The following is a 26,180-nucleotide window of genomic DNA, read 5'->3' on the forward strand; positions in this document are numbered from 1 at the left end:
CGCGCGCACCGGAGCGCCGTGGCACAACCGGCGATCAATGCAGCGGCAGCAGGATACGGAAGTCGGTGCAGCCCGGCCGGCTCTCGCATTCGATCAAGCCCTCGTGCTGCTGCACGAAGGTTTGAGCGAGTGTAAGACCGAGACCGCTTCCGCCATCCCTGCCCGAAACCAGCGGGTAGAAGATGCGTTCGCGTATGTCCTCGGGGATGCCCGGGCCGTTATCCGTTACATGCAAGTCCAATGCCAGCTTGTACAAACGCTTGGCAATCGTGACCTGGCGCGCCACGCGAGTGCGCAGGACAATCTGCGCGTCGCCCGCCGCAATACGCTCGTGCAGCGCCTGCGCCGCGTTGTGCACGATGTTCAGCACAGCCTGGATCAACTGTTCCATGTCGCCGCGCAGGTCCGGCAGGCTGGCATCGTAGTCACGCACGATGTCGAGCCCATTCGGGAACTCCGCGAGTACCACGGAGCGCACGCGCTCCAGCACCTCGTGGATATTCAGGTCCGAGACGATATGCGGGTGCCGATGCGGCTCCAGCAACCGGTCCACCAGCGTCTGCAGCCGGTCGGACTCCTTGATGATGACCTGGGTGTATTCGCGCAGCGCCCGTTCGGGCAGTTCGAACTCCAGCAACTGCGCCGCGCCACGAATGCCACCGAGCGGATTCTTGATCTCGTGGGCCAGATTGCGGATCAGTTCCTTGTTGGCCGAAGTGAGATCGAGGATGCGTTCCTCACGGTCGCTCCTGACCTTCTGCTCGTTGAGCAGGATCTCCACCAGCACAGTGCTGGCACTGCCCTCGATGCCGCCAATCACCACGTGCGCATGCAGCGCCTCCTGCAGTGGCGGACGCAGGATCAGGTCCTGGCGGCGCACGTCGATCTGGCGCGCAATGACCGTCTCGATCATCGCATCAAGCTCTTCCGATTCACCGAACAGGTCCGGCAAGGTCAGTTCCACCATGGCCTTGCGGGAGATGGCAAAGCTGGCCTCGGCCGCCGGATTGGCATACACCACGCGCAGGCCCGGCTGGCGCACGAGCAGCACGGGGTTGGCCACCACGTCCAGGCCGGGATGGAAGGTCACGTCGCCCAGCGGCACGACATCGGCCTCGCGCGGCTCCGCCGTGGCGGCATCCGGCTTGCGGTCCGCTCCGGTGACTTTGCGTGAGACTCCGCGAATCAGGCGACGCATTGTTTTCAATCCTTGAGGGTCGACAATTCGCGCTTCAGCGATGCCACGTTGGCCTCGCTGCGCGCGACGTCATCGCGCAGCCGTGCCGTGCGATCGAGATATTTCTGATAGTTGCGCTCGTTGCCCTGGCGCTCGGGTTCGCCGTTGTTGTATTCGGCACGCAACCCGGCAAGCTTGGCTTCCTCGCTCTGCAGCTCCTGCTCCAGCACGCCACGGCGCTCGCCGTCCCGGCTACGCTGCGTAGCGGTATCCACGCGCGGAAACGCCGCCGGCGAAGTGGCTGCTGCCTTGGCTGCGCCGCCCGACGTTGCACCGCCACCGCTGCGCGTGCCGGGCACTGTGACCACGTCCGGCAGGTTCAGCCGCTTGCAGTCCTTGCTGTTGCCGGGATTGCCATTGCGGTACTCAGGCACGCCACCGGCGCCCTTGCACATGTAGACATCCGACGACTGTGCAGGCGCTGGGGCGCTCCACACGGCCAGCAGGCTGGTCACGGCCATCACCAGAATGGTGAAACCCACCCGCATCTGGTGCATTGGCACGCTGTCGGCGCGGCCGTCGATCTGGTTCGGAATCGCTTTCATGAACATCGGCATGAAGGTTAGGAAAAGAGTCCCCATTCTAGCGATCAACGCTTCTGCAAAACAAAAAGGGACAGCCGAAGCCGCCCCTTCCTGGTGCAACTGTTGCCCGGTCGCAACCTGGCAACGCACGACGCGCTTTACAGCGAGTAGTACATGTCGAACTCGATCGGGTGAGTGGTCATGCGGAAACGCGTGACTTCTTCCATCTTGAGTTCGATGTAGGCGTCCAGCATCGAGTTCGAGAACACACCGCCGCGCGTCAGGAACTCGCGGTCGTTGTCCAGGTACTCCAGGGACTGGTCGAGGCTCGAGCAGACGGTCGGGATCTTCGCGTCTTCTTCCGGCGGCAGGTCGTACAGGTTCTTGTCAGCCGCTTCGCCCGGGTGGATCTTGTTCATGACGCCGTCCAGGCCAGCCATCAGCAGTGCCGAGAAGCCCAGGTACGGGTTCATCAGCGGATCCGGGAAGCGCGTTTCGATACGGCGGCCCTTCGGGTTGGCAACGTACGGAATACGGATCGAGGCCGAACGGTTACGGGCCGAGTAGGCCAGCTTCACCGGCGCTTCGAAGCCCGGCACCAGACGCTTGTACGAGTTCGTACCCGGGTTGGTGATGGCGTTCAGCGCGCGGGCGTGCTTGATGATGCCGCCGATGTAGTACAGCGCGAATTCCGACAGGCCGGCATAGCCGTTGCCTGCGAACAGGTTCTGGCCGTCCTTCCACACGGACTGGTGAACGTGCATGCCCGAACCGTTGTCGCCAACGATCGGCTTCGGCATGAACGTAGCGGTCTTGCCATACGTGTGTGCCACGTTCTGGATCACGTACTTCTGCAGTTGCGTCCAGTCGGCGCGTTGCACCAGCGTGCTGAAGCGCGTGCCGATTTCGTTCTGGCCCTGGCCAGCCACTTCGTGGTGGTGCACTTCAACGGGAATGCCCAGCGATTCGAGAATCAGGCACATTTCCGAACGCATGTCCTGGAACGTGTCGATCGGGGCAACCGGGAAGTAGCCGCCCTTCTTGCCCGGACGGTGACCACTGTTGCCGTGCTCGAATTCCTTGGCCGACGACCACGGTGCTTCTTCCGACTGGATCTTCACCGAGCAGCCCTGCATGTCGATGTTCCAGGTCACGCCGTCGAAAATGAAGAACTCGGGTTCCGGACCGAAGAAAGCGGTGTCGCCCAGGCCGGTGCTCTTCAGGTAGGCTTCGGCGCGCTTGGCGATCGAACGCGGGTCGCGGTCGTAGCCCTTGCCGTCCGACGGTTCGATCACGTCGCAGGTCAGGACCAGGGTCGGTTCTTCATAGAACGGGTCGATGTAAGCAGTACCCGAGTCCGGCATCAGCAGCATGTCCGATGCTTCGATACCCTTCCAGCCGGCGATGGACGAACCGTCAAAGGCATGACCGCTTTCGAACTTGTCTTCGTCGAAGTGCGACGTCGGAACCGAAACGTGCTGTTCCTTGCCCTTGGTATCCGTGAAACGGAAGTCGACGAACTTGACGTCGTTTTCCTTCACGAGCTTCATCACATCTGCAACGCTCTGCGCCATGCCTATCTCCTGGAAATTCGAGGCGGTGTCTGAGAAAGCCATTGTTGGTGCGACCGATCGAAGAACCGATCCAGGCCACCCAAAAGGGACGAGGGATGTTAGCAGAAAGCGTGCCAACGAAGTCCGTCCCACGGCCGCCAATCGCACGGACTTCCCGAAAAACGTGCAGGGGCCGGCGCCATCGCACTGAGACGGGGGACGCAGATTGCATACAACTGACTGCGAACCCACTTTGCCGCGTCGGCCACATCACATCGGCCCCGCCCGTGGGCGTGGGCTCGACACCCATGAAACACCATAACGGTGCGCAACTCAAGGAAACGCACCATACAAGTGCCTTCCCCTTGCATCAGCACCAAAACGATGCGTTCTGGCATCCGCCATTTTTCGGGCCGTCGCAACGGCCGCGCGCTAGAATAGCGCCGATCGGGGCAGGTTCACAGCCCCCTGCCGACCGCGCCCTGCTCCTGTTGTCCTTGCGCATCCCGCCGTAGATATCCCCGCCGCACTCATTGACGCCGTCAGAAAACATGACTACCCGAGACACCCTTTTGCAGACTGCCCACGACCGCCAGCAATCGAGCCAGCTTGCCTACTTCGGCGCGCTGACACCGCAAGAGTCGTATGCCCTACTTCAGGCCGACCCAAAGGCCGTGCTCGTGGACGTCCGCACGCAGGCGGAACTGGATTGGGTGGGTGGCGTTGCCTTGCCGGAGGAGCAACTGGTTCACGTGGAGTGGTCGACATATCCGGGCGGCTCGCAGAACCCCAACTTCGTGGCCGAACTTAAGGCCCGCGTTCCCACCGATGCCCCGGTGCTGTTCCTGTGCCGCAGCGCTGCCCGCTCGAAGCATGCCGCACGCGTGGCCACCGAGGCAGGCTACCAGTTTGCGATGGACGTACTCGAAGGCTTCGAAGGTCCGCGCGATGAGGACCATCATCGCAAGACGGTGGAGGGTTGGTGCGTGCGAGGGTTGCCCTGGTTTGGGGCTTGAGGTTTGAATGGCCGCTCTCCCCTCTCCCGCGAAGTGGGAGAGGGGCGGGAGAGGGAAGCAAGCCTAGGGGAATGTCGAAGTCTTTACTACTGCTCGACGATCTCGAACCCCATCGCAGACACCCCACCCAGCAACATCGCATAGGCCGCCGGCACCAGCTCCGCCGGCCCCTTCACGCCGAGATCGATATGGCGTCGTCCAAAGCGGTCGCCGCGCGAGACATCGCCGACTGACGGCAGGCTGAACACGCGGATGCCGGGGAAGGTGTCCTGCACCTGCTCCATCAGCGGCGTGAGCGTCGATTCAGGTGCCTCGAACACATAGAATGCGCGCGATTGTTCCGCGTCACGATGGAACAGCGACGGGTAGTAGTGATCGAGCACCCATTCCATCATCGGCCACGCCATGACCGGGAAACCAGGCATGAAATGGTGATCGGCCACAGAGAAACCCGGAATACGGTTGTAGCTGTTCGGAATAATCCGGGCGCCCGCCGGAAACTCGCCCATCTTGAAGCGATGCTGGTTCTCGGGCCGGGTCAGGTCGGCCTTGACCGGATCCCCTTCCGCCGTCTCCGCGATGCGCAGCGCAATCTGTTCGCGCGCATCAGGATGCAGAGCCAGTTCCACGCCCAGCGCTGCTGCCGCGCATTGGCGCGTGTGATCGTCAGGCGTGGCGCCAATGCCGCCCGTGCAGAACACCACGTCCGAGCCCGCGAACGTGCGGCGCAGCGTGGCCGTGATGCGATCGCGCTCGTCGCCGATGTATTCGGCCCAGTCCAGTGCCAGGCCGCGCGCGGCCAGCAACTCGATGGCGCGGCGCATGTGCTTGTCTTCGCGACGGCCAGAGAGAATCTCGTCGCCAATGACAATCAGACCGAAACCCATGATGCCCCTCTTTCAGGATTGTTCGATGCGGCGCACGTCCGACGGCGCCAGGTCGATAACGTCCGGCCCCGCTGGCGGCGGCGTGATGGCGGCACGCTCGGCACGCAGGTCCGTCAGCGCGCGCAGGCAAAAATGGCCGAACCACAACGCCGAGAAGATAAAGATCAGCACGTAGAGCCACAGCGTGCCGGCCAGTACGACCGGAAACAGGAAGATGATGACAGCCGACCAGACCCACAGCAAGGTGGGCGCCGAGCCCAGCAGGCCCACCACCACGCCCATGGTCAGCAGCGGCACGCGATGCCGCTTCATGAGTGTCTTGCGCTCCTCCGCCGTGGCATGTTCGGCCAGTGCGTCGTAGGTCATCACGCGGTAGGTCAGCCAACCCCAGAGCACGGGCGGAATCAGCGCGAAGAAAGGAGGAATCAGCCAAAGCGGCAACGTGATCACGATCAGCAGCAGGAACACTACGGTGTTGCCGAGCGCCTGGAACACGCTGCCGGCGATGCTGCCTCCGCGCGCCTTGTGCAGGTCGGGATAACTGCGCTCCAGGTGCTTTAACACGGCGGGCACCGAGAACAGGCTGATAAAGACAAGCATCGAGGCGATCACCAGCGGAATGGCCAGCGTCAGCACGAATAGCGGCGCCACCACCGTACGCAGCGACTGCAGACCGAGCCAGTCGAGCATTGAATAGATCCAGCTTGTGAAGACGGAGCCTTCGAGCAACGTGCGGGCCGTGCCCATGATTGGCTCCCAGCCCCACCAGATCAAGCCGCCCCAGAGGACGGTGGCCAGGACGAAGGGAATGACGGTCAGCATCAGCATGCGCGGATGCATCTGGCTGACAAGAGCGCGGCCAAACGCGCGGAAGATATCGTTCATGCGATCAGGAGTGGAGAAAGCCCTGAAAGCCTAGCACAGCGCCGTGCGTCTTTCGCCTCCCAAATGTCACCCGAGCCGCAGCAGCCGCTTGATCCCCAGCCATTGCTGGGACAGGAAACCGGCACCGTAGCTGCGGCCTTTGCCAGCAGGGGGCGGCATCTGGTCGCGGATGCCGGTGGGGTAATAGGCTTCGGTGAAGACGGCGGTGCGGAACAGCATGTCCCACCACGGGAAAATCACACCGTAGTTGCAGCCGCCGAGTCGCACGGCGCGGCCATCGGCGCCCTGCCGTTCATGGCCCAGTCCCACGGCGTGGTGCGTGCGATGGAAGCGTGGCGACACGATCAGCCGCTCACCCAGCCAGCCAAAGTGCACGCGCAGATTCGCGTGTTGCAGACTCTGCAGCAATTGCGACAGCGCCACGAGCAGCACGTATTGCGAGGGTTCCACCCCCACCGCCAGTGCCACGGTCGCGAACACGGCGTCGCGCAGGATATCGTCAAGCAGGTGATTGCGGTTATCGCTCCACAGCGTCATCTGACGCTGGCTGTGATGCAACGCATGCAGGCTCCACCACCAGCGGTAGGTGTGCGACAGCCGGTGATACCAGTAGTCGAGCAGGTCGAACAGCAGCAAGTAGATAAAGAAGCTGACCAGCGGGATCGCGGTCACCGCCGGCCACCAGTCTTCCACATTCACACGCTGCCAGCCCAGCAGGCGCAAATGGCCTTCGATGCCATCCATCAGCGGCGCCAGCAGGAAGAACATGGCGAGCCGGAACAGTCCGAGCCGGTGAATCACCGTGTAGAGCATGTCGGTGCGGATGGCCGCGCGATCGGTCACGGCCTCCACGGGGCGCAGTTTTTCCAGCGGACCGAGGATCAGGAACATCACGGCAATCTGCACCACGCCCACGAGCAGCCATTCGGTGCCCGTGAAGGCATCCTCCGCATAGCCGCCGAATCCGAGGTTGTAGACCACCGGCAGGATGGCGTCCTGGAACACCGTGGCTTCGATCTGGCCGACCCAAAGGCTTACCCAGTTACTGAAGGCATCCCACATTACTGTTTCGCTCCCGTCGCAGCTTGCACCGGGCCGTGTTGCACGATCCAGTTCCGGTATAGCGGATGTTCACGCAGCGTGGCGAAGCAGAAGCCCTTCTTTTCGAGTCCGGTAATCAGCGGCTCCAGCACGGCTGGCGCCCAGGGGTCCTTGCGCGACCAGATGCCGAGGTGGGCCATCGTGATGTCGCCGTCGCGAAGATCGCGCAGCGCCTTGTCGAGCAATGCCTGATTCGGAAATTTCTCGGACGACAACTCGTCGCCCAGGAAGCCTGCCGGCGCCCAGCCTACGTGCTTGAAGCCACACTGCTCGGCCCAGGCCAGCGTCTGCGGCGCGGTACGGCCACCCGGCGCGCGCCAGAGCGGCACCATCTGCTGCCCGGTCATCGACTGGAATGCCTGCGCGCTGCGGCGCAGTTCGGCGCAGAAAGACGCCTCGGTCATGACCGTGTCGCGTCCCGCCTGTGCGCCGAACTGCGGGCGCATCGTGACCTTGCCTTCGCGGACGCTGCGCAGGTAGACGTGATCGAAGGTATGCGTGCCGAACGCGTGGCCATCGGCGGCCAGCGATTTCCAGTACGAAGCCCAGGTGGAATCGAGCGAGTTGTCCTTGTTGACGGTCGGCTCGCTGGCCAGGAAGAACGTCGCCCGGATATGGTGCTTGCGCAGCGTCCGGGCAATCAGTTCGGCCTGGCTCATGCTGCCGGTGTCGAAGGTCAGGTAGAGCGTGCCGGCGCGGCAGGCGCCGGCCTGGTGCGCCGGCTCGGCTGCCAGTGCCACGGCGCTGGCAGATGCCAGAGCCAGCATGGCGATGCGCGAAATCAAGCTGCGCATGATGTCCTCAGCAAGAACGTGTCAACCCATCAATACAGCGGAGCGCGCGTCTTGAAATAGATGCCGTGCGGCGATTTACCTACACGGATCGTCTTCACGAGTTTGCGGCTGGCCACGTCGATCAACCCCACCGAGCGCGCCCAGCGGAACGTCACCCACAGCGTCTTGCCGTCCGCGGTCAGCTCCATGTCGTCGGGCCCCGGCAGCAGACCCGTGATATCGCCCACTTTGGACAACGTCTGCTGGTCGATGATGCTGATCGAGCCGGACACGCGGTTGGTCAGGAACAGGTGGCGCTTGTCGCCCACCGCGCGGAAATTGTGCGCGCCCTTGCCAGTCTGGATCTGCTTGACCACGGTACGCGTGCGCCAGTCAATGACGGCCACGTAGTCCGCGCCGGTCATGCCCACGAGCAGGTATTTCTGATCCGGCGTCACCCAGACGCCAGCGGGTGCCGAACCGGCTTCCATGACCCACATCACCGTCAGCGTATTCAGGTCGATAGCGGCGATCTGGTTGGAATCCTGGAGCGTGATGAAGGCGATCTTGCTGTCTGCCGTGTACGCGATGTGGCTGGGCGTTTTGGCCAACGGGAACTGCTTGGCGATCTTGAGCTGATGGCCATCCCAGCGGTACACGTCCACGCGGTCCAGGCGGTTGCCGGTGGCGATGAACCACTTGCTGTCTGGGGAAAATCCGATCTGGTAGGGATCGTCGATATTCGGCACGCGCTGCTGGACCTTGCCGGTCACCGGATCCAAGAACACCAGATCGTTGCCCACGGCATTCGCCACGATCAGCGACTTGTCGTCGGGCGTGGCGATCAGGTGGTGCGGCTCCTTGCCAACCGGGAAGGTCTCGATGACCTTCTGGGTATCCTTGTCGATTAAGGTGACGCTAGCATCACCTGAATTCAGGATGGTAACCACTTCCGCGAGAGCCGGCGCGGACACCAGGGCCAGCGCCAGGGCGCCAACCGAAACAGCTACGACACGACGCAACGCGAGCATAAGACAGTGGATTTCGATACGAACCGGGCATTCTAACGTTTCGGCTATGGAATGCGCTGACGAACTGAGAGGAATCTTTAGGGTTACTTACATTTGGATACATGTGAGGCGGCGACAGCTTCCGCCGGGTTTTCAGCGCTGCATACTCTCCCAAACCTTCTGCAGCCGCTTCACCGACATGGGCTGCGGCGTCCTCAGTTCCTGCGCGAACAGTGCGATCCGCAGTTCTTCCAGCATCCAGCGGAACTCATCCATGCGCTCATCCACCACCGCGCCCCTGCCCTGCGACCGCAGCATTTTCTCTGCGCGCTGCCATTGCTGGATCAGCGGCGACATTTCCTGCGTGCGCTGACTGTCGCGACCCGGGTCGCCCTTGAGCTTGTCCACGCGCATCGCCATACCCTTGAGATAGCGCGGGAAGTGGACGAGCTGGTTGTACGGCGTATCGGCCACGAATGACTTGCTCATCAGTCGACCGAGTTGCGCCTCCAGATCCTGATAGGCGCTACCATGCGGCTTGGCCTGCAGCAGCTTGCGTGGCAGACCCGCGTACTCCGCCAGGATCGTGCCGACGAGTCGGGCAATTTCCTGCGCCAGCAGCGAGAGTCGTGCCCGCCCCTCTTCCTTGCGCGCGTTGAATTCGGATTCGTTACGCGGCAGCGGCGGTTGCAGACAGGCGCGTTCCAGCGCCATCAGCACGATCTGGTTGCGCAGTTCCTCCTGCGACCCCAGCGTCATGTACTGCATCGCCATCTGTTGCAGGTTGGGGATGTTTTTCTCGATGAACTTGACCTGCTCGCGCAGTTGCAGCGCAAACAGCCGGCGCAGCCCCACGTGATGGATGCGTGCCGCTTCCTGCGGATCGTCGAAGACTTCCACGTCGCAATGATCGGTGCGATCCACCAGCGCCGGATAGCCAAACAGCGTCTGGTTGCCCTTGCGGATTTCCAGCAGTTCCGGCAATTCGCCGAACGACCACGAGGTCAGGTTCTCGTACTGGCCCGCCTCCGCAGCCGGCACATCGCGCGCGGCAATGTTCTGGAACGATTGCTGCGCCTGTCCGCCGAACTCGGCACGCAACTGGGCCAGGTTGCGGCCCATGTCGAGTTGCCGGCCGTGCTCGTCGATGACCTTGAAGTTCATCGTGTGATGCACTGGCAGCGTCTCGAGCTTGAAATCGGCGCGGCGGATCATGGTGCCGGTCTCGGCGCGGATATCGGCAATCAGCACGTCGATCAGGTCGCCCTCGCCAAACGGCTGGCGATCGACAAAACCTGCTGCGTAATCGGGCAGCGGCACGCAGTGACGGCGCAGTTTCTGCGGCAGCGATTTCAGCAGCAGGTGCACCTTCTCCTTGATCATGCCCGGCACGAGCCATTCGGCGCGATCGGGCCGCACCTGATTCAGTGCGTAGAGCGGCACAGTCAGCGTCACGCCATCACGATGGCTGCCCGGCTCGAAGTGGTACGTCAAACCCATGTCGATACCGGCTACGGGCAGGATCTTCGGGAACAGGTCCGTCGTGATACCGGCCGCCTCGTGACGCATCAGTTCGTCGCGGTTCAGGTACAGCAGCTTGCGGTCCTTGGGCAGCTTCGCGGCCTCGGCCTGATACCACTGCTCGAACGACACCTGGTTGTGGATGTCGGCGGGAATCGCACCGTCGTAGAACGCATAGATCAGCGCGTCGTCTACCAGCACGTCCTGCCGGCGCGACTTGTGTTCCAGGTTCTCGATCTCGCGCACCAGACGCTGGTTATGGGCGAAGAACGGCAGGCGCGTATCGAACTCGCCTTCCACCAATGCACCACGGATAAACAGTTCGCGCGCTTCCTTCGGGTTCATCGGCCCGAAATGCACGCGCCGGTGCTGGTACACGGGCAGGCCATATAGCGTGCCGCGCTCCATCGCCACCACCTGTCCCGCCTTTTTCTCCCAGTGCGGCTCGCTCCAGCTCACGTTGAGCAGGTGGCGCCCCACCTGTTCGATCCATTCGGGTTCCACGCGCGCCAGCGTTCGTGCAAAGAGGCGGCTGGTCTCCACCAGTTCGGCGGCGATGATCCAGCGGCCCACCTTGCGGGCGATCAGAGAACCCGGCCACAGGTGGAACTTGATCCCCCGCGCGCCCAGATACTCGCGGCCCTTGCCGTCGGCTTCGTCGAGTTTCAGTCCGACGTTGCCGAGCAGGCCCGTCAGCAGCGCCTTGTGCACCTGTTCGAAGGTCGGCTCGCTCTCGTTGAGCCGCCAGCCCTGCTCACTCACCGTGGTCAGCAGTTGCGAATGCACATCGCGCCATTCGCGCAGCCGCACGTGCGACAGGAAGTTGCTGCGGCACTGGTCCTGCAACTGGCGGTTGGTCTTCTTGTGTGCCACCGCCTCCTCGAACCACTTCCACAACTTGACCCAACCGAGGAACTCGGACTTTTCGTCCATGAACTTGCGATGGGCCTGATCGGCGGCTTCCTGCGCATCGGGCGGACGGTCGCGCGGGTCCTGCACCGACAGCGCGCTGGCGATGATCAGCACCTCGCGCAGACACTGGTGATCGCGCGCGGCCAGAATCATGCGGGCCACGCGGGGGTCCAGCGGCAACTTGGCCACCTGCCGGCCCGTGGACGTGAGCTGATTCGATTCGTCGAGCGCCCCCAGTTCCTGCAGCAACTGGTAGCCGTCGGCCACGGCGCGGCCCAGCGGCGGCTCGATGAACGGGAACGCCTCGATATCGGTGAGCCGCAGCGCCTTCATGCGCAGGATCACGGCAGCCAGCGACGAGCGCAGGATCTCCGGATCGGTAAAGCGCGCACGGCCCTGGTAATCGCTTTCCTCGTAGAGCCGGATACAGACGCCATCGGCCACGCGGCCGCAACGACCCGCGCGCTGGTTGGCGGCGGCTTGCGAAATCGACTCGACCTGGAGTTGCTCGACCTTGTTGCGGTACGAATACCGCTTCACACGCGCCAGCCCGGTATCGACGACGTAGCGGATGCCCGGCACGGTCAGCGAAGTTTCCGCCACGTTGGTGGCCAGCACGATGCGGCGCGCGTTGGATGCCCGGAACACGCGCTCCTGATCCTGCACGGACAAGCGCGCGAACAGCGGCAGGATCTCCGTATGCGGCGGATGGTGCTTGCGTAGCGCCTCGGCCGCCTCGCGGATTTCGCGCTCGCCAGGCAGGAAGACCAGTACGTCGCCCGGGCCCAGGCGGCAAAGTTCGTCCACGGCGTCGACGATGCCATCGAACAGGTCGCGCTCGCGTGCTTTCTCGCCCTTCGGCGGGGCGTCGGCCGGCTTGTCCTCCTGAATCGGTCGGTAGCGAACTTCCACGGGATACAGCCGTCCGCTGACCTCGATCACCGGCGCCGGCTTGCCATTGCGCGCGAAATGCTCGGCAAAGCGCTTTGCATCGATCGTCGCCGACGTGATGATGACCTTGAGATCCGGCCGCTTGGGCAGGATCTGGCGCAGGTAGCCGATCAGGAAATCGATGTTGAGGCTGCGTTCGTGCGCCTCGTCGATGATGATCGTGTCATAGGCGCGCAGGAGCGGGTCATTCTGCGTCTCGGCCAGCAAGATGCCGTCGGTCATCAGCTTGACCGAGGCGCCTGCGGACATCGCGTCGTTGAACCGCACCTGGTAACCCACGTGCTCGCCCACCGGCGTGCCCAGTTCCTGCGCGATTCGCTTGGCCGTGGACGTGGCCGCGATCCGCCGGGGCTGCGTGTGGCCGATCAGCCCGCCGCCGGGCTTGCCTTCCCGCGCCGGCCCGCGCCCGATCGACAGCGCGATCTTCGGCAACTGCGTGGTCTTGCCCGAGCCGGTCTCGCCGGACACGATAACCACCTGGTTGTCGCGCATGGCCTGCGCGATCTCGTCGCGGCGGGCCGAAACCGGCAGCGCCTCGGGGAACGTGATCTCAGGCAGCGGATTGGCCAAGCGCTCCGGCTGTGGCGGACGCGGCTCACGCGGAGGACGAGGCGGGCGAGGCGCGCCGTCTGCTGGTTTTTGAGACCGGGGCAGCCGGGCCTGCTGCTGCGGCTTGGCGGCCTGAATCGGCTGCGGCTTCTGCTGCGCCTTCTGCGGCTGACGGGGCGGCCGCGTGCCGCCGCCTGCGTCACGCGGAGCGGGCTGCTGGCTGGCCGATTTCGATGGGGCCGCGGCAGGCTGGGCCGGGGCTTGTTTGGCGGGGCGTTGTGCTGACATTGGCCGGGATTATAATCCGCCGCATGAACGCCAGAACCGACTCCCCCGCACAGGACCCCGATCCTGCCGCCGCCCCTGCCCCGACCGCTCCTGCCTTGGACGCTCAGTCCGAAGTGCCTGCGCCCGTCACGCCGATTCCGTCCGCCCTGGCAGGCGCCGAACTGGCCGAAGCCAGCCCGCCGGACCAGCAGCAGTTCGTGGACTGGCTGCGCGCCGTCGCCCCGTACATCCACACGTTCCGAGGCAAGACCTTCGTGATCGCCTTCAGCGGCGAACTGGTCAAGGCCGGTGTGCTCAACGCACTGGTCAACGACGTGGCGCTGCTGCACGCGATGGGCATGCACGTAGTACTGGTGTTCGGCTCGCGGCCGCAGGTGGAAGAACAGCTTGCGCTGCGCAACGTGCAGTCGCAGTACGCCGATGGCGTGCGCATCACCGACAACGCGGCGCTGGAATGCGCCAAGGAAGCTGCCGGCGAACTGCGCCTCGACATCGAGGCCGCCTTCAGCCAGGGCCTGCCGAACACGCCGATGGCCGGCGCGCAGCTCTCTGTGATTTCCGGCAACTTCATCACCGCTCGGCCAGTGGGCATCGTCAATGGCGTGGACTACCAGCACACGGGACTCGTGCGCAAGGTGGATGACGAATCCATGCGCATGTCGCTGTCGCACGGCAAGGTGGTGCTGCTGTCGCCACTGGGCTTCTCGCCCACCGGGCAGGCGTTCAACCTGTCGATGGAAGATGTGGCCAGCGCCACGGCCAGCGCGCTCAAGGCCGACAAGCTGATCTACATCACCGAAGTGCCAGGCGTGCCCGATGCCGTGGGCAAGCTGATGAAGGAGATGTCGCTGCGTACCGCCATGGAGCGCCTGCAGAACAATCACCTGCCGCCTGACGTGGCCTATTACCTCCAGCATCTGGTCAAGGCGCTGCGCAACGGTGTGCCGCGTGCCCACCTGATTCCGTTCGACCTCGATGGTTCGGTGCTGCTGGAACTGTTCCTGCACGATGGCGTGGGCACGATGGTGTCCGATACCGATCTGGAAAGCCTGCGCGAAGCCACGCTCGACGACGTGGGCGGCATCCTGCAACTGATCGCCCCGTTGGAAGCCGATGGCACTTTGGTGCCACGCGGACGCCACCTGATCGAGCGCGACATCGACAAGTTCTCGGTCATCGAGCACGACAATGTGCTGTTCGGCTGCGCCGCGCTCTACGAATTCCCGCGCGAGAACATGGGAGAGATGGCCTGCCTGACCGTTTCCTCGGAAGCGCAGGGCACCGGCGACGGCGAGCGGCTGCTCAAGCGCATCGAGCGCCGCGCCCGTACGCTGGGACTCGAGCGTCTGTTCGTACTCACCACGCGCACCGAGCACTGGTTCCTGAAACGTGGTTTCGTCCACGCCAGCGTGGACGACCTGCCCGAAGACAAGCGCAAGCTCTACAACTGGCAGCGCAAGTCGATGGTGCTGATGAAGAAGCTGTAACCCCTGGTACGACATAACAATATGCGCCGCAGGGACATGGGCAGCCGCCGCTGCCCCGTCCCGCGAGCTTGGCTACAATAGCGCCCACACGAAAGAAGGAGTCCCACATGGCCCGCATGGTCCAATGCGTCAAACTGAACAAGGAAGCGGAAGGTCTCGATTTCCCCCCGCTGCCGGGCGAACTCGGCAAGAAGATCTGGCAAAGCGTCTCGAAGGAAGCCTGGGCCGGCTGGCTCAAGCACCAGACGATGCTGATCAATGAAAACCGCCTGAACATGGCCGACACCCGCGCGCGCCAGTACCTGCTCAAGCAGACCGAGAAGTATTTCTTCGGTGAAGGCGCTGATCAAGCCATGGGTTACGTGCCGCCGCCTTCGGCTTAAGCGGTTCCGCTCCCGCTACTGGTTTGCTCCCCTCTCCCGCACGCGGGAGAGGGGAAATATTCCACCTCCCGCCGCTTCGGCAATCCATTCCCCCCACCCTGTCTTGCCCCCTACTCTGCGCTGACGACGGCGCACTGCGCGCTGCGTTCACAACCAGGCGGAGGCAGGAACCATGGCAATTCTTTTCGACATCAAGGTGGAGAGCGGCGCGTCGCAGTGGTACGGCGTGATCTCGATCTCGAATATCCGCAACAGCGACGGCACGGCCGTCAGGGTCGAGCACTTCCTCGGATTGAAGTTCCGCTCCCCGGCAGCCGTGCAGCCCACCGACTTCAATCTTCAGTTGCAAAGCTGGCGGGCCACCACGGCCCGGACCCAGAACGATCAGATCGACGGACAGCACTGGAACGTCGAGGCGGAGGTCGGCCTCGAATCCGCCTATACGTTCGCGGCAACGGACAAGGTGCAGATCGGCATCAACGGCGATCTGACCGGCGACGATGTCGAGACCTACTTGTCGTCGTTTGCTCTGGCCGCCGATGCATTGCCCAGTACCAACGGCACGGTGCGCATCCAGACGGCCTCCGCTCCCGACCCCGCGCTGTACTCCGTGGCGCAGACCGTTACCTTTACGGAAGGCTCGCAGATCCATGCGCAGGCCGTGTCGCCGGGCACGACCACGCCGATTTCGTTGCCCAGTGGCAACTACCAGGTGTCGGTGAGCCCGCTCGCCAACCACACCTATACCGTGGTGGCCAATGCGCAGATGCATCCCACCAGCATCGCGCTGTCAGCAGGTGGCACGGCCGCGCTCGTCATCGACTATGGCCCGGCCCAGCACTATGCCCGCCTCGACCTCGCCGTCGGGCCGATCCCCGTTCTGGACGATGAGGAACTCGACATCAGCGTGGTGGTCCGCAACACCGGCGAGGTCCTGGCCGAAGTTGGCTTGGCTCCCGACAACATGCTGCCGCTGACTGGCCTGCCGACGGCGGGTGCGGTGGATGTGAACGCCAGGACGATCAGCCTGAACAACGTGCGCTACAGCTTCCCATCCAAGCTGCGCAACCTGACCGCATCGGTGGAAGCGGTCGTGTTCACCGAGGCCGAGATGACATCCACCGCAGTGGACACCGGTGGTTATGTCACGCTGCCGGTATTCATCACGTCCGACGTGGCCGTGGCGACGCCGCTCACCGTGCGGCTCGTGGCACCGAACATGACCTACAAGCAGGACTTCCACCTGCTGGCGGGCACGCATATCTACGACTTCGCCGTACCGGTGCAGCCCCAGCACTACGACGTCGAGGTCTCGGACTTCATCATCGACGGCACGGTCCACAACGTCTTCACACCTGTGCAGGCGCTGGTACTGCCCAACGGCACCTCGCGGCTGACCATCGACGTGGCCAAGGGTGCCAACCTGAACGTGCGCGGCTTTCCCAGCTTTCTGAGCTTCGGCGGCTGCGCTGACCTGACGCCGGGCAATGCGGCGGATTTCGTGGCCGCGCGCGCATCGTCGGTGTTCAAGTACGCGGGCTTCGACGGCGCGGGCGATGCCAACGTCTACCTGACCTCCGACAACCAGACCACGGCCACGGTGCTGCTCGCACGCGATGTGGAGCGGCAGATCGGTGGCGGGCACAAGGTGTTGCCGGTGATCGTCTCGTACACATGCAACCTGTCGCTCGGTGACACGCCCACGCAACTCGCCAACAAGCAGGGCCTGGCGCACAGCTTCGGCAACCTGATCCTCTCGCTGAATCTGGTGAACGAGCACATCGATGCCGATCACCCCGTGCCTGCTGGCTACGTCATCAACCCCGACTTCCTGGGCGCGTGCCAGCAAGGCGGATTCGGCCCCGAGTACGCCATGCCCGTGCGCGAGCCACTGCGGATGGCGCTCGACCACTGGAACGTGGCGGCCACCATTCCCTCGCACATCGAGGAAAACATTCGGGGCTATGTGGCAGCGGTGAACTGGCTGTTCCGCACCATCGCCCCCGCTGTGACGTACGGCTGGCAGGTCAACCTCTGGGGGGTGGGGGCGTCGGAGTGGATCTACTCGTCCGATGATGCACCGCGCCTCAACGCGCTGGAGACAGCGGCCTTCATCCGCGCCATGCGCGTCCACGAAGGTCCGGACGTGCCGGACTTCCTGGCCGTGGACCGCTACGAGGCCGACGATTTCACGATCCGCAGCTACGCCAACGGCTACTGCTACTGGACGCACGAGTGGAAGCGATTTTTCGACTTCTGCGCTGGTCTGAGCCGCGACCTGAAGTTTCCGATCATGCCGTGGCAGGTTCCGGCCAGCCATGCGCCGCTGGTCAGCGATGCGGTCAACGTCGACTTCGACACCCAGAACTGGGGCACGGGCGGCACCTACATCTTCGGCGACGCAGCCATTGGCTCGGACTATCACAACATCCACCCAAGGATTGTCGCGCTGCAATTCCCGCAGGCATTCCACTGGGCAATGGGCAGCACCGCCGAAGACATGTTCAAGCGCTCGGAGCCGTTCGACGTCAGCGTGCCCGCCTATGGCGACTTCCCGTATCGCGGCATCTTCACAATGCTGCTCGGCGGCGGCGCGACGACGGGGATCATCTCGACGGTGGGCGACGACACATCGTTCGTGCGTGACAAGCTGGCGGCCTATATGAACAACCCGATCAGTTTTATGGCGGACAAGGTCGGGCAGGATGCGCCGAAGGTGCTGCGGCGGGTGAAGGCACGGCGGAAGATTTGCCGGTAGGCATTTGATTTCCCGCCGGTCCGCTCCCCTCTCCCGCGTTGCGGGAGAGGGGCTGGGGGTGAGGGCCGGAGGTTCTGCTTGCCGACCACATCGCAATTTGCACCGCATGCCCTCTCCCCCGCCCTCTCCCAGAGGGAGAGGGGAGAAAACCGAAAAGGGAGAAAAGTACAAGTCTTTCACCTAGTTCTCCCGACCTAGTTCCACTCACCTATCCCATTCCCCTTCCCCTCCTCGCCTGACGAATAGGCGTGGGCCCGGCATCGGCCTACTCTGGCATCACTCTTCAAAGTGACTCCGGAAACGGCTATGTCTTCAGCATCGCACCCTTCTTCATCCGCAGCGCCGGTCCCTCCCGGGGGCTGGATGACCCTCTGGTCCAGCACCTTCGCCTTCACCATCTGCTTTGCCGTCTGGATGATGTTTGCGGTGCTCGGCATCCCGCTCAAAGCCGAACTGGGCCTTAGCGATACCGAGTTCGGCCTGCTGGCAGCCACGCCTGTGCTCAGCGGCTCGCTGGTGCGTGTGCCGCTCGGTATCTGGACGGATCGCTACGGCGGTCGGATCGTGTTCTTCGTGCTGATGCTGCTGACGGTGGTGCCGATCTGGCTGATTTCTTATGTCCACACGTTCTGGCAACTGCTGGTGCTGGGACTATTCGTCGGGCTGGCCGGCGGCTCGTTCTCGGTGGGCACGCCCTACGTCGCACGGTGGTTCCCGCGTTCGCGGCAGGGTCTGGCGATGGGCATCTTCGGCGCCGGCAACTCGGGGGCCGCGCTGACCAAGTTCGTGGCACCAGTACTGATCCTCGCGGCCGGCACCTGGGAAATCGTGCCGAAGGTGTACTCCGTGGCGATGCTCGTCACCGCCGTGCTGTTCTGGGTGTTCTCGCGCAGCGATCCTTCGCACCGCTCGGCCTCGGCCACGAGCTGGCGCGCACAGATGGCGATGGTGCGCGATCCACGCGTGTGGCGCTACTCGCAGTACTACTCCGTGGTGTTCGGCGGCTACGTGGCGCTGGCGCTGTGGATGACCAAGTACTACATCGGCGAATACGGCTTCGACATCAAGACCGCTGCCTTCCTGGCCGCCTGCTTCTCGCTGCCGGGCGGCGTGCTGCGCGCGATCGGCGGATGGATCTCCGACCGCTACGGCGCGCATCGCACCACGTGGTGGGTCATGTGGATCAGTTGGGTGGCGTTCTTCCTGCTCAGTTATCCGAAGACCGATTTCACGATCTACACCGCCACCGGTCCGCAATCGTTCCACATCGCGCTGACGCCCACGCTGTTCACGATCCTGATGTTCGTAGTGGGCATCGCGTTCGCCATCGGCAAGGCATCGGTCTTCAAGTTCATTTCGAATGACTTCACGCACAACATCGGCGCGGTATCCGGGGTGGTGGGCCTGGCCGGCGGGCTTGGCGGCTTCATCCTCCCGATCATGTTCGGTGCACTGGCCGACCTCACCGGCATCGGCAGCAGCTGCTTCATGTTGATGTACGGCACGGTCTGCGTAAGCCTGGTCTGGATGCACTACAGCCACCGTGGCGAACGTTCTGCACCCTCAACCCTCATTCCCCAACAATCATGACCAGTTCCGTACTGACCCGCTGGGAGCCCGAGAACGCCGTGTTCTGGCGCGCGGAAGGCGAACGCATCGCCTATCGCAATCTCTGGATCTCGATTCCCGCACTGATGCTGGCGTTCGTGATCTGGATGCTCTGGAGCGTAGTGGCGGTCAACCTTGACCGCGCCGGCTTCCAGTTCAGCAAGAACCAATTGTTCTGGCTCACGGCCTTGCCCGCGCTGTCTGGCGCCACGCTGCGCATTTTCTACTCGTTCCTCGTTCCAGTCTTCGGCGGACGGCGCTTCACCGCCATCTCCACCGCCCTGTTGCTGATCCCGGCGCTCGGCATCGGCTTTGCCCTGCGTGATCCCTCGACAAGCTACCCCACACTGCTGGTGCTGGCCCTGTTGTGCGGCCTGGGTGGCGCGAACTTCAGTTCGTCGATGGCCAATATCAGCTTCTTCTTCCCCAAGGCGAAGAAAGGGCTGGCAACGGGATTGAACGCGGGTATCGGCAATCTCGGCGTATCGGTGGTGCAGTTCGTCACGCCGCTGGTGGTGTCGCTGGCCGTGTTCGGTGCGCTCGGCGGTGAACCGCAAACCCACACCGCCAATGGCGTATCGCAAAGCCTCTGGTTGCAGAACGCCGGCTTCATCTGGGTGCCGTTCATCGTGGTGGCGTCGCTGGCCGCGTGGTTCGGCATGAACGATATCGCCTCGGCACGCGCATCGTTTGCGGAGCAGGCCGTGATCTTCCAGCGCAAGCACAACTGGCTGATGTGCTGGCTCTACATCGGCACGTTCGGCTCGTTCATCGGATTTTCTGCCGGACTCGCGCTGCTCACCAAGTCGCAGTTCCCCGGCATCAATCCCACGGCTTACGCATTCCTCGGCCCGCTGGTCGGCGCGCTGACGCGCCCGGTGGGCGGTTGGATTTCGGACAAGCTTGGCGGGGCGCGCGTCACGCTGTGGACTTTCGTCGGCATGATTGCCGCCGTCTGCGCGGTGCTGGCCGCCCTGCCCCACGACGGCAACGTCGGCAACTTCCAGGCATTCCTGGCTGCGTTCATCGTCCTGTTTGCACTGGCGGGCGTGGGCAACGGCTCCACCTTCCGCATGATTCCGGTGATCTTCCTGACCGAGCGCCAGCGCGCCGCCGCCGGGCGTGGCGACGCGGCGCAAAAGCAGGCGCTGCAGGACGCGGGCAAGGAGTCCGCTGCGGTGCTCGGCTTCTCAGGTGCAATCGGCGCCTACGGCGGCTTCTTCATCCCCAAGAGCTTCGGCACATCGCTGGAGATGACCGGCACGCCCGATGCCGCGCTGTATTGCTTCATCGCCTTCTACGTGAGTTGCGTACTCGTGACGTGGTGGTACTACGCCCGTCGCAATGCCCCCATGCCCTGCTGAGTGCAAGTCACCCCTTCCAGGCCCCACAAAACAAAGCAAGTCGGAGTACATAAGACATGTCTCACTTTCTGGATCGATTGAAGTTCCTGTCGCGGATCAAGTCCACGTACGCGGATGGGTATGGCACCGTGGTCAACGAGGACCGCAAGTGGGAAAACAGCTATCGTAGCCGCTGGCAGCACGACAAGATCGTGCGGTCCACGCACGGTGTGAACTGCACCGGCTCGTGCTCGTGGAAGGTCTATGTCAAGAACGGCCTGATCACCTGGGAAACCCAGCAGACCGACTACCCGCGCACCCGCCCCGACCTGCCCAATCACGAACCGCGCGGCTGCCCGCGTGGCGCGTCGTATAGCTGGTACGTCTACTCGGCCCAGCGCGTGAAATATCCGATGATCCGGGGCCGCCTGATGGAGATGTGGCGCGAGGCGCGCAAGACCATGGACCCCATCGCCGCGTGGGCATCGATCAGCCAGGACCCCGAGAAGGCCGCGCGCTACAAGAGCGTGCGTGGCCAGGGTGGTTTCGTGCGCGCCGATTGGAACACCGCCACCGAAATCATCGCCGCCGCCAACGCGTTCACGGTGAAGGAATACGGCCCCGACCGCGTGATCGGCTTCTCGCCCATTCCTGCGATGTCGATGGTGTCGTACGCCGCCGGTGCCCGCTACCTGAGCCTGATCGGTGGCGCCTGCCTGTCGTTCTATGACTGGTATTGCGACCTGCCACCGGCCAGCCCGCAGATCTGGGGCGAACAGACGGATGTGCCCGAATCTGCCGACTGGTACAACAGCACCTACCTGATGGTCTGGGGTTCGAACGTGCCACAGACCCGCACGCCCGATGCGCACTTCTACACTGAGGTCCGCTACAAGGGCACCAAGACCGTGGCCGTGTCGTCGGACTTCGGTGAAATGGTCAAGTTTGGCGACATCTGGCTCGCGCCCAGGCAAGGCACAGATGCCGCGCTGGCCATGGCGATGGGTCATGTCGTGCTCAAGGAATTCCACGCCAACGGCAAGTCCGCGTACTTCCGCGACTACATCCGGCAATACACCGACATGCCGATGCTCGTGGCGTTGCGTGACCAGGACGGGACGCTCGTGCCCGACCAGTTCCTGCGTGCATCGCAGCTCGACGGCAACCTCGGCGAGGCCAACCAGCCAGACTGGAAGACACTGCTGATCGACGAGACCACTGGCGACATCGTCGCACCCAATGGCTCCATCGGCTTCCGCTGGGGTGAAGGCGCCCACAACGGCGGCGAGAAGGTAGGCCGCTGGAACCTGGAGATGAAGGATGGCGGCACGGGGCGCGACATCATGCCGCGCCTCTCGCTGATTGGCCATGACGATGAAGTCGTCGAGGTAGGTTTCCCCTACTTTGGCGGCGAACACGCCGACCTGCTGACGCGCCGCGTCCCGGTGCGCTGCCTGACGCTGGCCGATGGCAGCAAGGTCCACGTGGCCACGGTCTACGACCTGCAAATGGCGAACTACGGCGTGGATCAGGGGCTGGGCGGCCCGAACGTGGCAACGTCCTTCGACGATGACGTACCCTACACCCCAGCCTGGCAGGAGAAGCATACGTCCGTGCCGCGCAAGCTCGTGATCCAGGTGGCGCGCGAGTTCGCGGACAACGCGGATCGCACGCAGGGCAAGAGCATGGTCATCGTGGGCGCCGCACTGAACCACTGGTATCACAACGACATGATCTATCGCGGCATTATCAACCTGCTGATGATGTGCGGCTGCGTGGGCAAGAGCGGCGGCGGCTGGGCGCACTATGTGGGACAGGAGAAACTGCGGCCGCAGTTCGGCTGGGCACCGCTGGCGTTCGGCCTCGACTGGTCGCGTCCGCCGCGCCAGATGAACGGCACCTCGTTCTTCTACAGCCACACCAGCCAATGGCGCCACGAGAAGCTCGGCGTGGACGAGATCCTCGCGGCCACCGCCGACCGCAAACGCTACGAGAACCTGTCGCTGCTCGATCTCAACGCGAAGTCCGAGCGCATGGGCTGGTTGCCCTCGGCCCCGCAACTGGGCCGCAATCCGCTCGACGTGGTGGCCGATGCGCGCGCCGCCGGCAAGGACCCCATCGCCCATACCGTCGAACAGTTGAAGTCCGGCACGTTGCAATTTGCGTGCGACGACCCCGACAACCCCGCCAACTTCCCGCGCAACATGTTCGTCTGGCGCTCGAACATCCTGGGCAGCTCGGGCAAGGGCCACGAATACTTCCTCAAGTACCTGCTCGGCACGCAGAACGCCGTGTTCGGGGATGAAAACGACGCGATCAAGCCGAGCGAAGTCACCGTGCGTCCTGCCGCCGAGGGCAAGCTCGACCTGTTGACTGTGCTCGACTTCCGCATGAGCACGACCTGCCTGTATGGCGACATCGTGCTGCCCACGGCCACGTGGTACGAGAAGGATGACTTGAACACGTCGGACATGCACCCGTTCATCCACCCGCTGTCCGAAGCCGTGCAGCCGTTGTGGGAAAGCAAGACCGACTGGGAAATCTACAAGGCCATCGCGGCAAAGTTCACCGAGATCGCCGGCCCGTATCTCGGCACACGCGAGGATCTGGTCTGCACGCCACTGCTGCACGACACCCCGGGCGAACTGGGCCAGCCCTTCGAGCCGAAGGACTGGAAGCAAGGCGAATGCGACCTGATCCCCGGCAAGACCGCGCCGTCGATGACCGTGGTGGAGCGTAACTACGCAGACATCTACAAGAAATTCACATCGATCGGGCCGCTGCTGGACAAGCTCGGCAATGGCGGCAAGGGCATCAATTGGGACACGAAGCACGAAGTGGGCGAGATCGGCCACCTCAGCAAGACCGTGACCGAGCCCGGCGTGAGCCAGGGCCGGCCGCGTCTTGAGACGGCCATCGACGCTGCCGAAATGATCCTGACCTTCGCACCCGAGACCAATGGACACGTCGCGGTGAAAGCCTGGGAGGCGCTGTCGAAGATCACGGGTCGCGATCACACGCATCTGGCCGAAGGCCGCGAGCACGACAAGATCCGCTTTCGCGATGTGCAGGCGCAACCGCGCAAGATCATCTCCGCGCCTACGTGGTCGGGTCTGGAATCTGAGGAAGTCAGCTACAACGCCGGCTACACCAACGTGCATGAACTGATTCCATGGCGCACGCTGACTGGCCGCCAGCAGTTCTATCAAGACCACCGGTGGATGCTCGATTTCGGCGAAGGTGCATGCGTCTACAAACCGGCCATCGACACCAAGACCGTGAGCCCCATGCTGGGCCGCAAGCCGAACGGCAACCCCGAACTCGTGCTGAACTGGATCACGCCGCACCAGAAGTGGGGCATCCACTCCACGTACTCCGACAACCTGCGCATGCTGACGCTGTCGCGCGGCGGTCCGCACGTGTGGATCTCGGAAGCCGAGGCCAAGGCCAACGGCATCCGCGACAACGACTGGGTGGAAGTGTTCAACGTGAACGGCACGCTGACCGCCCGCGTCGTGGTATCGCAGCGTGTGCCCCAGGGCATGTGTCTGATGTACCACGCCCAGGAAAAGATCGTGAACGTACCGGGCGCCGAGACCAGCGGCATGCGGGGCGGCATCCACAACTCGGTGACGCGCGCCGTCACCAAGCCCACGCACATGATCGGCGGATACGCGCAGTTGGCTTACGGCTTCAACTACTACGGCACGGTAGGCAGCAACCGCGACGAATTCGTGATCCTGCGCAAGATGAACAAGGTGGACTGGCTCGAAGGTCCGCGAAAAGAAGATCCCTCCCCCCAAAACAAGGCAAGGAAGTCTGAAGGAGCCCCGCAATGAAGATCCGCGCACAAGTGGCCATGGTGCTGAACCTCGACAAGTGCATCGGCTGCCATACCTGCTCCGTAACCTGCAAGAACGTATGGACCAGCCGCGAGGGCGTGGAATACGCCTGGTTCAACAATGTCGAGACCAAGCCCGGCGTGGGGTTTCCAAAGGAATGGGAAAACCAGGACAAGTGGAACGGCGGGTGGAAGCGAAACGGCGACGGCAGCCTGACACCGCGCCAGGGCGGCCGCGCGAAGATCCTGTCGAACATGTTTGCGAATCCGAACATGCCGCAGATCGACGACTACTACGAGCCGTTCACCTACGACTACGAGCACCTGCAGAAGGCGCCGCTGGTGGAAACGCCGCCGACGGCGCGCCCGGTCTCCGCCATCACCGGCAAGAAGATGGAGAAGATCGAATGGGGTCCGAACTGGGAAGACGACCTGGGCGGCGAGTTCGATTCGCGCAGCCGCGACAAGCTGTTCGACAACATCCAGAAGGACGTGTACTCGACGTTCGAGAACACCTTCATGATGTATCTGCCCCGTCTGTGCGAGCACTGCCTGAACCCGACCTGCGTGGCGTCCTGCCCGTCCGGCTCGGTCTACAAGCGCGAGGAAGATGGCATCGTGCTCGTCGACCAGGACAAGTGCCGCGGCTGGCGCATGTGCATCTCCGGCTGCCCTTACAAGAAGATCTATTTCAACTGGCAGAGCGGCAAGGCCGAGAAATGCGTGTTCTGCTATCCGCGCATCGAAGCCGGGCAACCCACGGTCTGCTCGGAAACCTGCGTCGGACGCATCCGCTATCTCGGCGTGATGCTCTATGACGCGGACCGCATCGAGCAAGCCGCGTCGGTGGAAGATACGCGCGACCTGTACCAGTCGCAGCTCGACATCTTCCTGGACCCGAACGATCCCGCCGTTCAGGCCGAAGCGCTGCGCCAGGGCATTGCGCAAAGCTGGATCGATGCCGCGCGCAAGTCGCCCGTCTACAAGATGGCTTGCGAGTGGAAGGTAGCCTTCCCGTTGCATCCCGAGTACCGCACGCTGCCGATGGTCTGGTACATCCCGCCGCTCTCTCCGATCCAGTCGGCCGCCGAATCCGGCTTCATGGGCATGAACGGTGTGATCCCGGACGTCAAGAGCCTGCGCATCCCCGTGCAATACCTCGCCAACCTGCTGACGGCCGGCGATGTGATGCCTGTGCTGTCGGCGCTTGATCGCATGCTCGCCATGCGCGCGTACAAGCGCAGCCAGTCCGTGGATGGCGTGGAAGACCTGGCGGTGCTGCGGCAAGTGGGCCTGACGCCGGCCCAGGTCGAGGAGATGTACCAGATCATGGCCATCGCCAACTACGAGGATCGCTTCGTGGTGCCTTCCGCCCACAAGGAAATGGCCGAGGACAGCTTCGACGAGAAAGGCAGTTGCGGTTTCAGCTTTGGCAACGGCTGCTCGGGCGGCACTTCGGACGGCACGCTGTTCGGCAAAAAGAAGCCACAGCCGGAAGTCGCCTACGCAGACCTGCCTACGTCGCGCCGCAAGGCGCTGGCCACCTGAACCGG

General features: G+C 63.5%; 17 protein-coding genes. 8 read left to right on the forward strand and 9 right to left on the reverse strand.

Going from position 1 to position 26,180, the window contains the following annotated elements:
* Positions 1-34: 34 nt before the first annotated feature.
* From glnL to GA566_RS09165, 3 genes are all read right to left on the reverse strand, one after another.
* Complete coding sequence (glnL, locus tag GA566_RS09155) at positions 35-1,198, reverse strand: nitrogen regulation protein NR(II) (protein ID WP_137927180.1); 1,164 nt, start codon at positions 1,196-1,198, stop codon at positions 35-37.
* A 5-nt stretch (positions 1,199-1,203) separates the two neighbouring features.
* The gene (locus GA566_RS09160) at positions 1,204-1,734 is read right to left on the reverse strand and encodes a DUF4124 domain-containing protein (RefSeq protein WP_237380293.1); all 531 of its coding nucleotides are present in this window, start codon (positions 1,732-1,734) and stop codon (positions 1,204-1,206) included.
* Between the two features lie 185 nt (positions 1,735-1,919).
* A complete protein-coding gene (locus tag GA566_RS09165; RefSeq protein ID WP_137927179.1) occupies positions 1,920-3,335 on the reverse strand; it encodes a 3-hydroxylaminophenol mutase in 1,416 nt (471 codons plus the stop codon).
* A 530-nt stretch (positions 3,336-3,865) separates the two neighbouring features.
* On the opposite strand from GA566_RS09165, the gene GA566_RS09170 reads away from it, so the two are divergent.
* Positions 3,866-4,330, forward strand: a complete 465-nt coding sequence (locus GA566_RS09170) for a rhodanese-like domain-containing protein (protein ID WP_160472559.1) — start codon at positions 3,866-3,868, stop codon at positions 4,328-4,330.
* Between the two features lie 86 nt (positions 4,331-4,416).
* Here GA566_RS09170 and GA566_RS09175 read toward each other — a convergent pair whose 3' ends face one another.
* From GA566_RS09175 to hrpA, 6 genes are all read right to left on the reverse strand, one after another.
* The gene (locus tag GA566_RS09175; protein WP_137927177.1) at positions 4,417-5,217 is read right to left on the reverse strand and encodes a molybdopterin-binding protein; all 801 of its coding nucleotides are present in this window, start codon (positions 5,215-5,217) and stop codon (positions 4,417-4,419) included.
* Between the two features lie 12 nt (positions 5,218-5,229).
* A complete protein-coding gene (locus GA566_RS09180) occupies positions 5,230-6,102 on the reverse strand; it encodes an EI24 domain-containing protein (RefSeq protein WP_137927176.1) in 873 nt (290 codons plus the stop codon).
* Positions 6,103-6,168: 66 nt separating this feature from the next.
* Positions 6,169-7,164 carry a sterol desaturase family protein gene (locus GA566_RS09185; RefSeq protein WP_160472560.1) on the reverse strand — a complete coding sequence of 332 codons (996 nt, stop codon included), beginning with the start codon at positions 7,162-7,164 and terminating at the stop codon, positions 6,169-6,171.
* Entirely contained in the window at positions 7,164-7,997 is an 834-nt protein-coding gene (locus GA566_RS09190) for a polysaccharide deacetylase family protein (RefSeq protein ID WP_160472561.1), read from the reverse strand. The genes GA566_RS09185 and GA566_RS09190 overlap by 1 nt, the downstream gene beginning before the upstream one ends.
* 29 nt (positions 7,998-8,026) lie before the next feature.
* A complete protein-coding gene (locus GA566_RS09195) occupies positions 8,027-9,007 on the reverse strand; it encodes a cytochrome D1 domain-containing protein (protein ID WP_137927173.1) in 981 nt (326 codons plus the stop codon).
* A 132-nt stretch (positions 9,008-9,139) separates the two neighbouring features.
* Positions 9,140-13,207, reverse strand: coding sequence for an ATP-dependent RNA helicase HrpA (gene hrpA / locus GA566_RS09200; protein ID WP_160472562.1), 4,068 nt, complete (start codon positions 13,205-13,207; stop codon positions 9,140-9,142).
* A gap of 23 nt (positions 13,208-13,230) precedes the next feature.
* Here hrpA and argA point away from each other — a divergent pair, with 23 nt between their 5' ends.
* The 7 genes from argA (at position 13,231) to narH (ending at position 26,175) form a co-directional block, all read left to right on the forward strand.
* A complete protein-coding gene (gene argA / locus GA566_RS09205) occupies positions 13,231-14,694 on the forward strand; it encodes an amino-acid N-acetyltransferase (protein WP_160472563.1) in 1,464 nt (487 codons plus the stop codon).
* 107 nt (positions 14,695-14,801) lie between these two features.
* Positions 14,802-15,077: an oxidative damage protection protein gene (locus GA566_RS09210; protein WP_137926202.1), complete on the forward strand. Its 276-nt coding sequence runs from the start codon at positions 14,802-14,804 to the stop codon at positions 15,075-15,077.
* Positions 15,078-15,249: 172 nt separating this feature from the next.
* Entirely contained in the window at positions 15,250-17,835 is a 2,586-nt protein-coding gene (locus tag GA566_RS09215; protein ID WP_160472564.1) for a hypothetical protein, read from the forward strand.
* A gap of 306 nt (positions 17,836-18,141) precedes the next feature.
* Positions 18,142-19,425 (forward strand): nitrate/nitrite transporter, encoded by a 1,284-nt coding sequence (locus GA566_RS09220; RefSeq protein ID WP_160472565.1) that lies wholly within the window; start codon positions 18,142-18,144, stop codon positions 19,423-19,425.
* Entirely contained in the window at positions 19,422-20,807 is a 1,386-nt protein-coding gene (locus GA566_RS09225) for a NarK family nitrate/nitrite MFS transporter (RefSeq protein ID WP_137926199.1), read from the forward strand. Before GA566_RS09220 ends, GA566_RS09225 begins: the two co-directional genes overlap by 4 nt.
* A 56-nt stretch (positions 20,808-20,863) precedes the next feature.
* Positions 20,864-24,625 (forward strand): nitrate reductase subunit alpha, encoded by a 3,762-nt coding sequence (locus tag GA566_RS09230; protein ID WP_160472566.1) that lies wholly within the window; start codon positions 20,864-20,866, stop codon positions 24,623-24,625.
* Positions 24,622-26,175: a nitrate reductase subunit beta gene (gene narH / locus GA566_RS09235; RefSeq protein ID WP_160472567.1), complete on the forward strand. Its 1,554-nt coding sequence runs from the start codon at positions 24,622-24,624 to the stop codon at positions 26,173-26,175. Before GA566_RS09230 ends, narH begins: the two co-directional genes overlap by 4 nt.
* Positions 26,176-26,180 lie beyond the last annotated feature (5 nt).

The organism is Cupriavidus sp. SW-Y-13 (assembly GCF_009793345.1).
Taxonomy (GTDB): domain Bacteria; phylum Pseudomonadota; class Gammaproteobacteria; order Burkholderiales; family Burkholderiaceae; genus Cupriavidus.

Coding starts and splice junctions, on each gene's coding strand:
- GA566_RS09190 (WP_160472561.1), bottom strand. CDS start 7,997: ATGCGCAGCTTGATTTCGCGCATCGCCATGCTGGCTCTGGCATCTGCC.
- argA (WP_160472563.1), top strand. CDS start 13,231: ATGAACGCCAGAACCGACTCCCCCGCACAGGACCCCGATCCTGCCGCC.
- GA566_RS09215 (WP_160472564.1), top strand. CDS start 15,250: ATGGCAATTCTTTTCGACATCAAGGTGGAGAGCGGCGCGTCGCAGTGG.
- glnL (WP_137927180.1), bottom strand. CDS start 1,198: ATGCGTCGCCTGATTCGCGGAGTCTCACGCAAAGTCACCGGAGCGGAC.
- GA566_RS09210 (WP_137926202.1), top strand. CDS start 14,802: ATGGCCCGCATGGTCCAATGCGTCAAACTGAACAAGGAAGCGGAAGGT.
- GA566_RS09220 (WP_160472565.1), top strand. CDS start 18,142: ATGTCTTCAGCATCGCACCCTTCTTCATCCGCAGCGCCGGTCCCTCCC.
- narH (WP_160472567.1), top strand. CDS start 24,622: ATGAAGATCCGCGCACAAGTGGCCATGGTGCTGAACCTCGACAAGTGC.
- hrpA (WP_160472562.1), bottom strand. CDS start 13,207: ATGTCAGCACAACGCCCCGCCAAACAAGCCCCGGCCCAGCCTGCCGCG.
- GA566_RS09165 (WP_137927179.1), bottom strand. CDS start 3,335: ATGGCGCAGAGCGTTGCAGATGTGATGAAGCTCGTGAAGGAAAACGAC.
- GA566_RS09230 (WP_160472566.1), top strand. CDS start 20,864: ATGTCTCACTTTCTGGATCGATTGAAGTTCCTGTCGCGGATCAAGTCC.
- GA566_RS09175 (WP_137927177.1), bottom strand. CDS start 5,217: ATGGGTTTCGGTCTGATTGTCATTGGCGACGAGATTCTCTCTGGCCGT.
- GA566_RS09170 (WP_160472559.1), top strand. CDS start 3,866: ATGACTACCCGAGACACCCTTTTGCAGACTGCCCACGACCGCCAGCAA.
- GA566_RS09160 (WP_237380293.1), bottom strand. CDS start 1,734: ATGCACCAGATGCGGGTGGGTTTCACCATTCTGGTGATGGCCGTGACC.
- GA566_RS09195 (WP_137927173.1), bottom strand. CDS start 9,007: ATGCTCGCGTTGCGTCGTGTCGTAGCTGTTTCGGTTGGCGCCCTGGCG.
- GA566_RS09225 (WP_137926199.1), top strand. CDS start 19,422: ATGACCAGTTCCGTACTGACCCGCTGGGAGCCCGAGAACGCCGTGTTC.
- GA566_RS09180 (WP_137927176.1), bottom strand. CDS start 6,102: ATGAACGATATCTTCCGCGCGTTTGGCCGCGCTCTTGTCAGCCAGATG.
- GA566_RS09185 (WP_160472560.1), bottom strand. CDS start 7,164: ATGTGGGATGCCTTCAGTAACTGGGTAAGCCTTTGGGTCGGCCAGATC.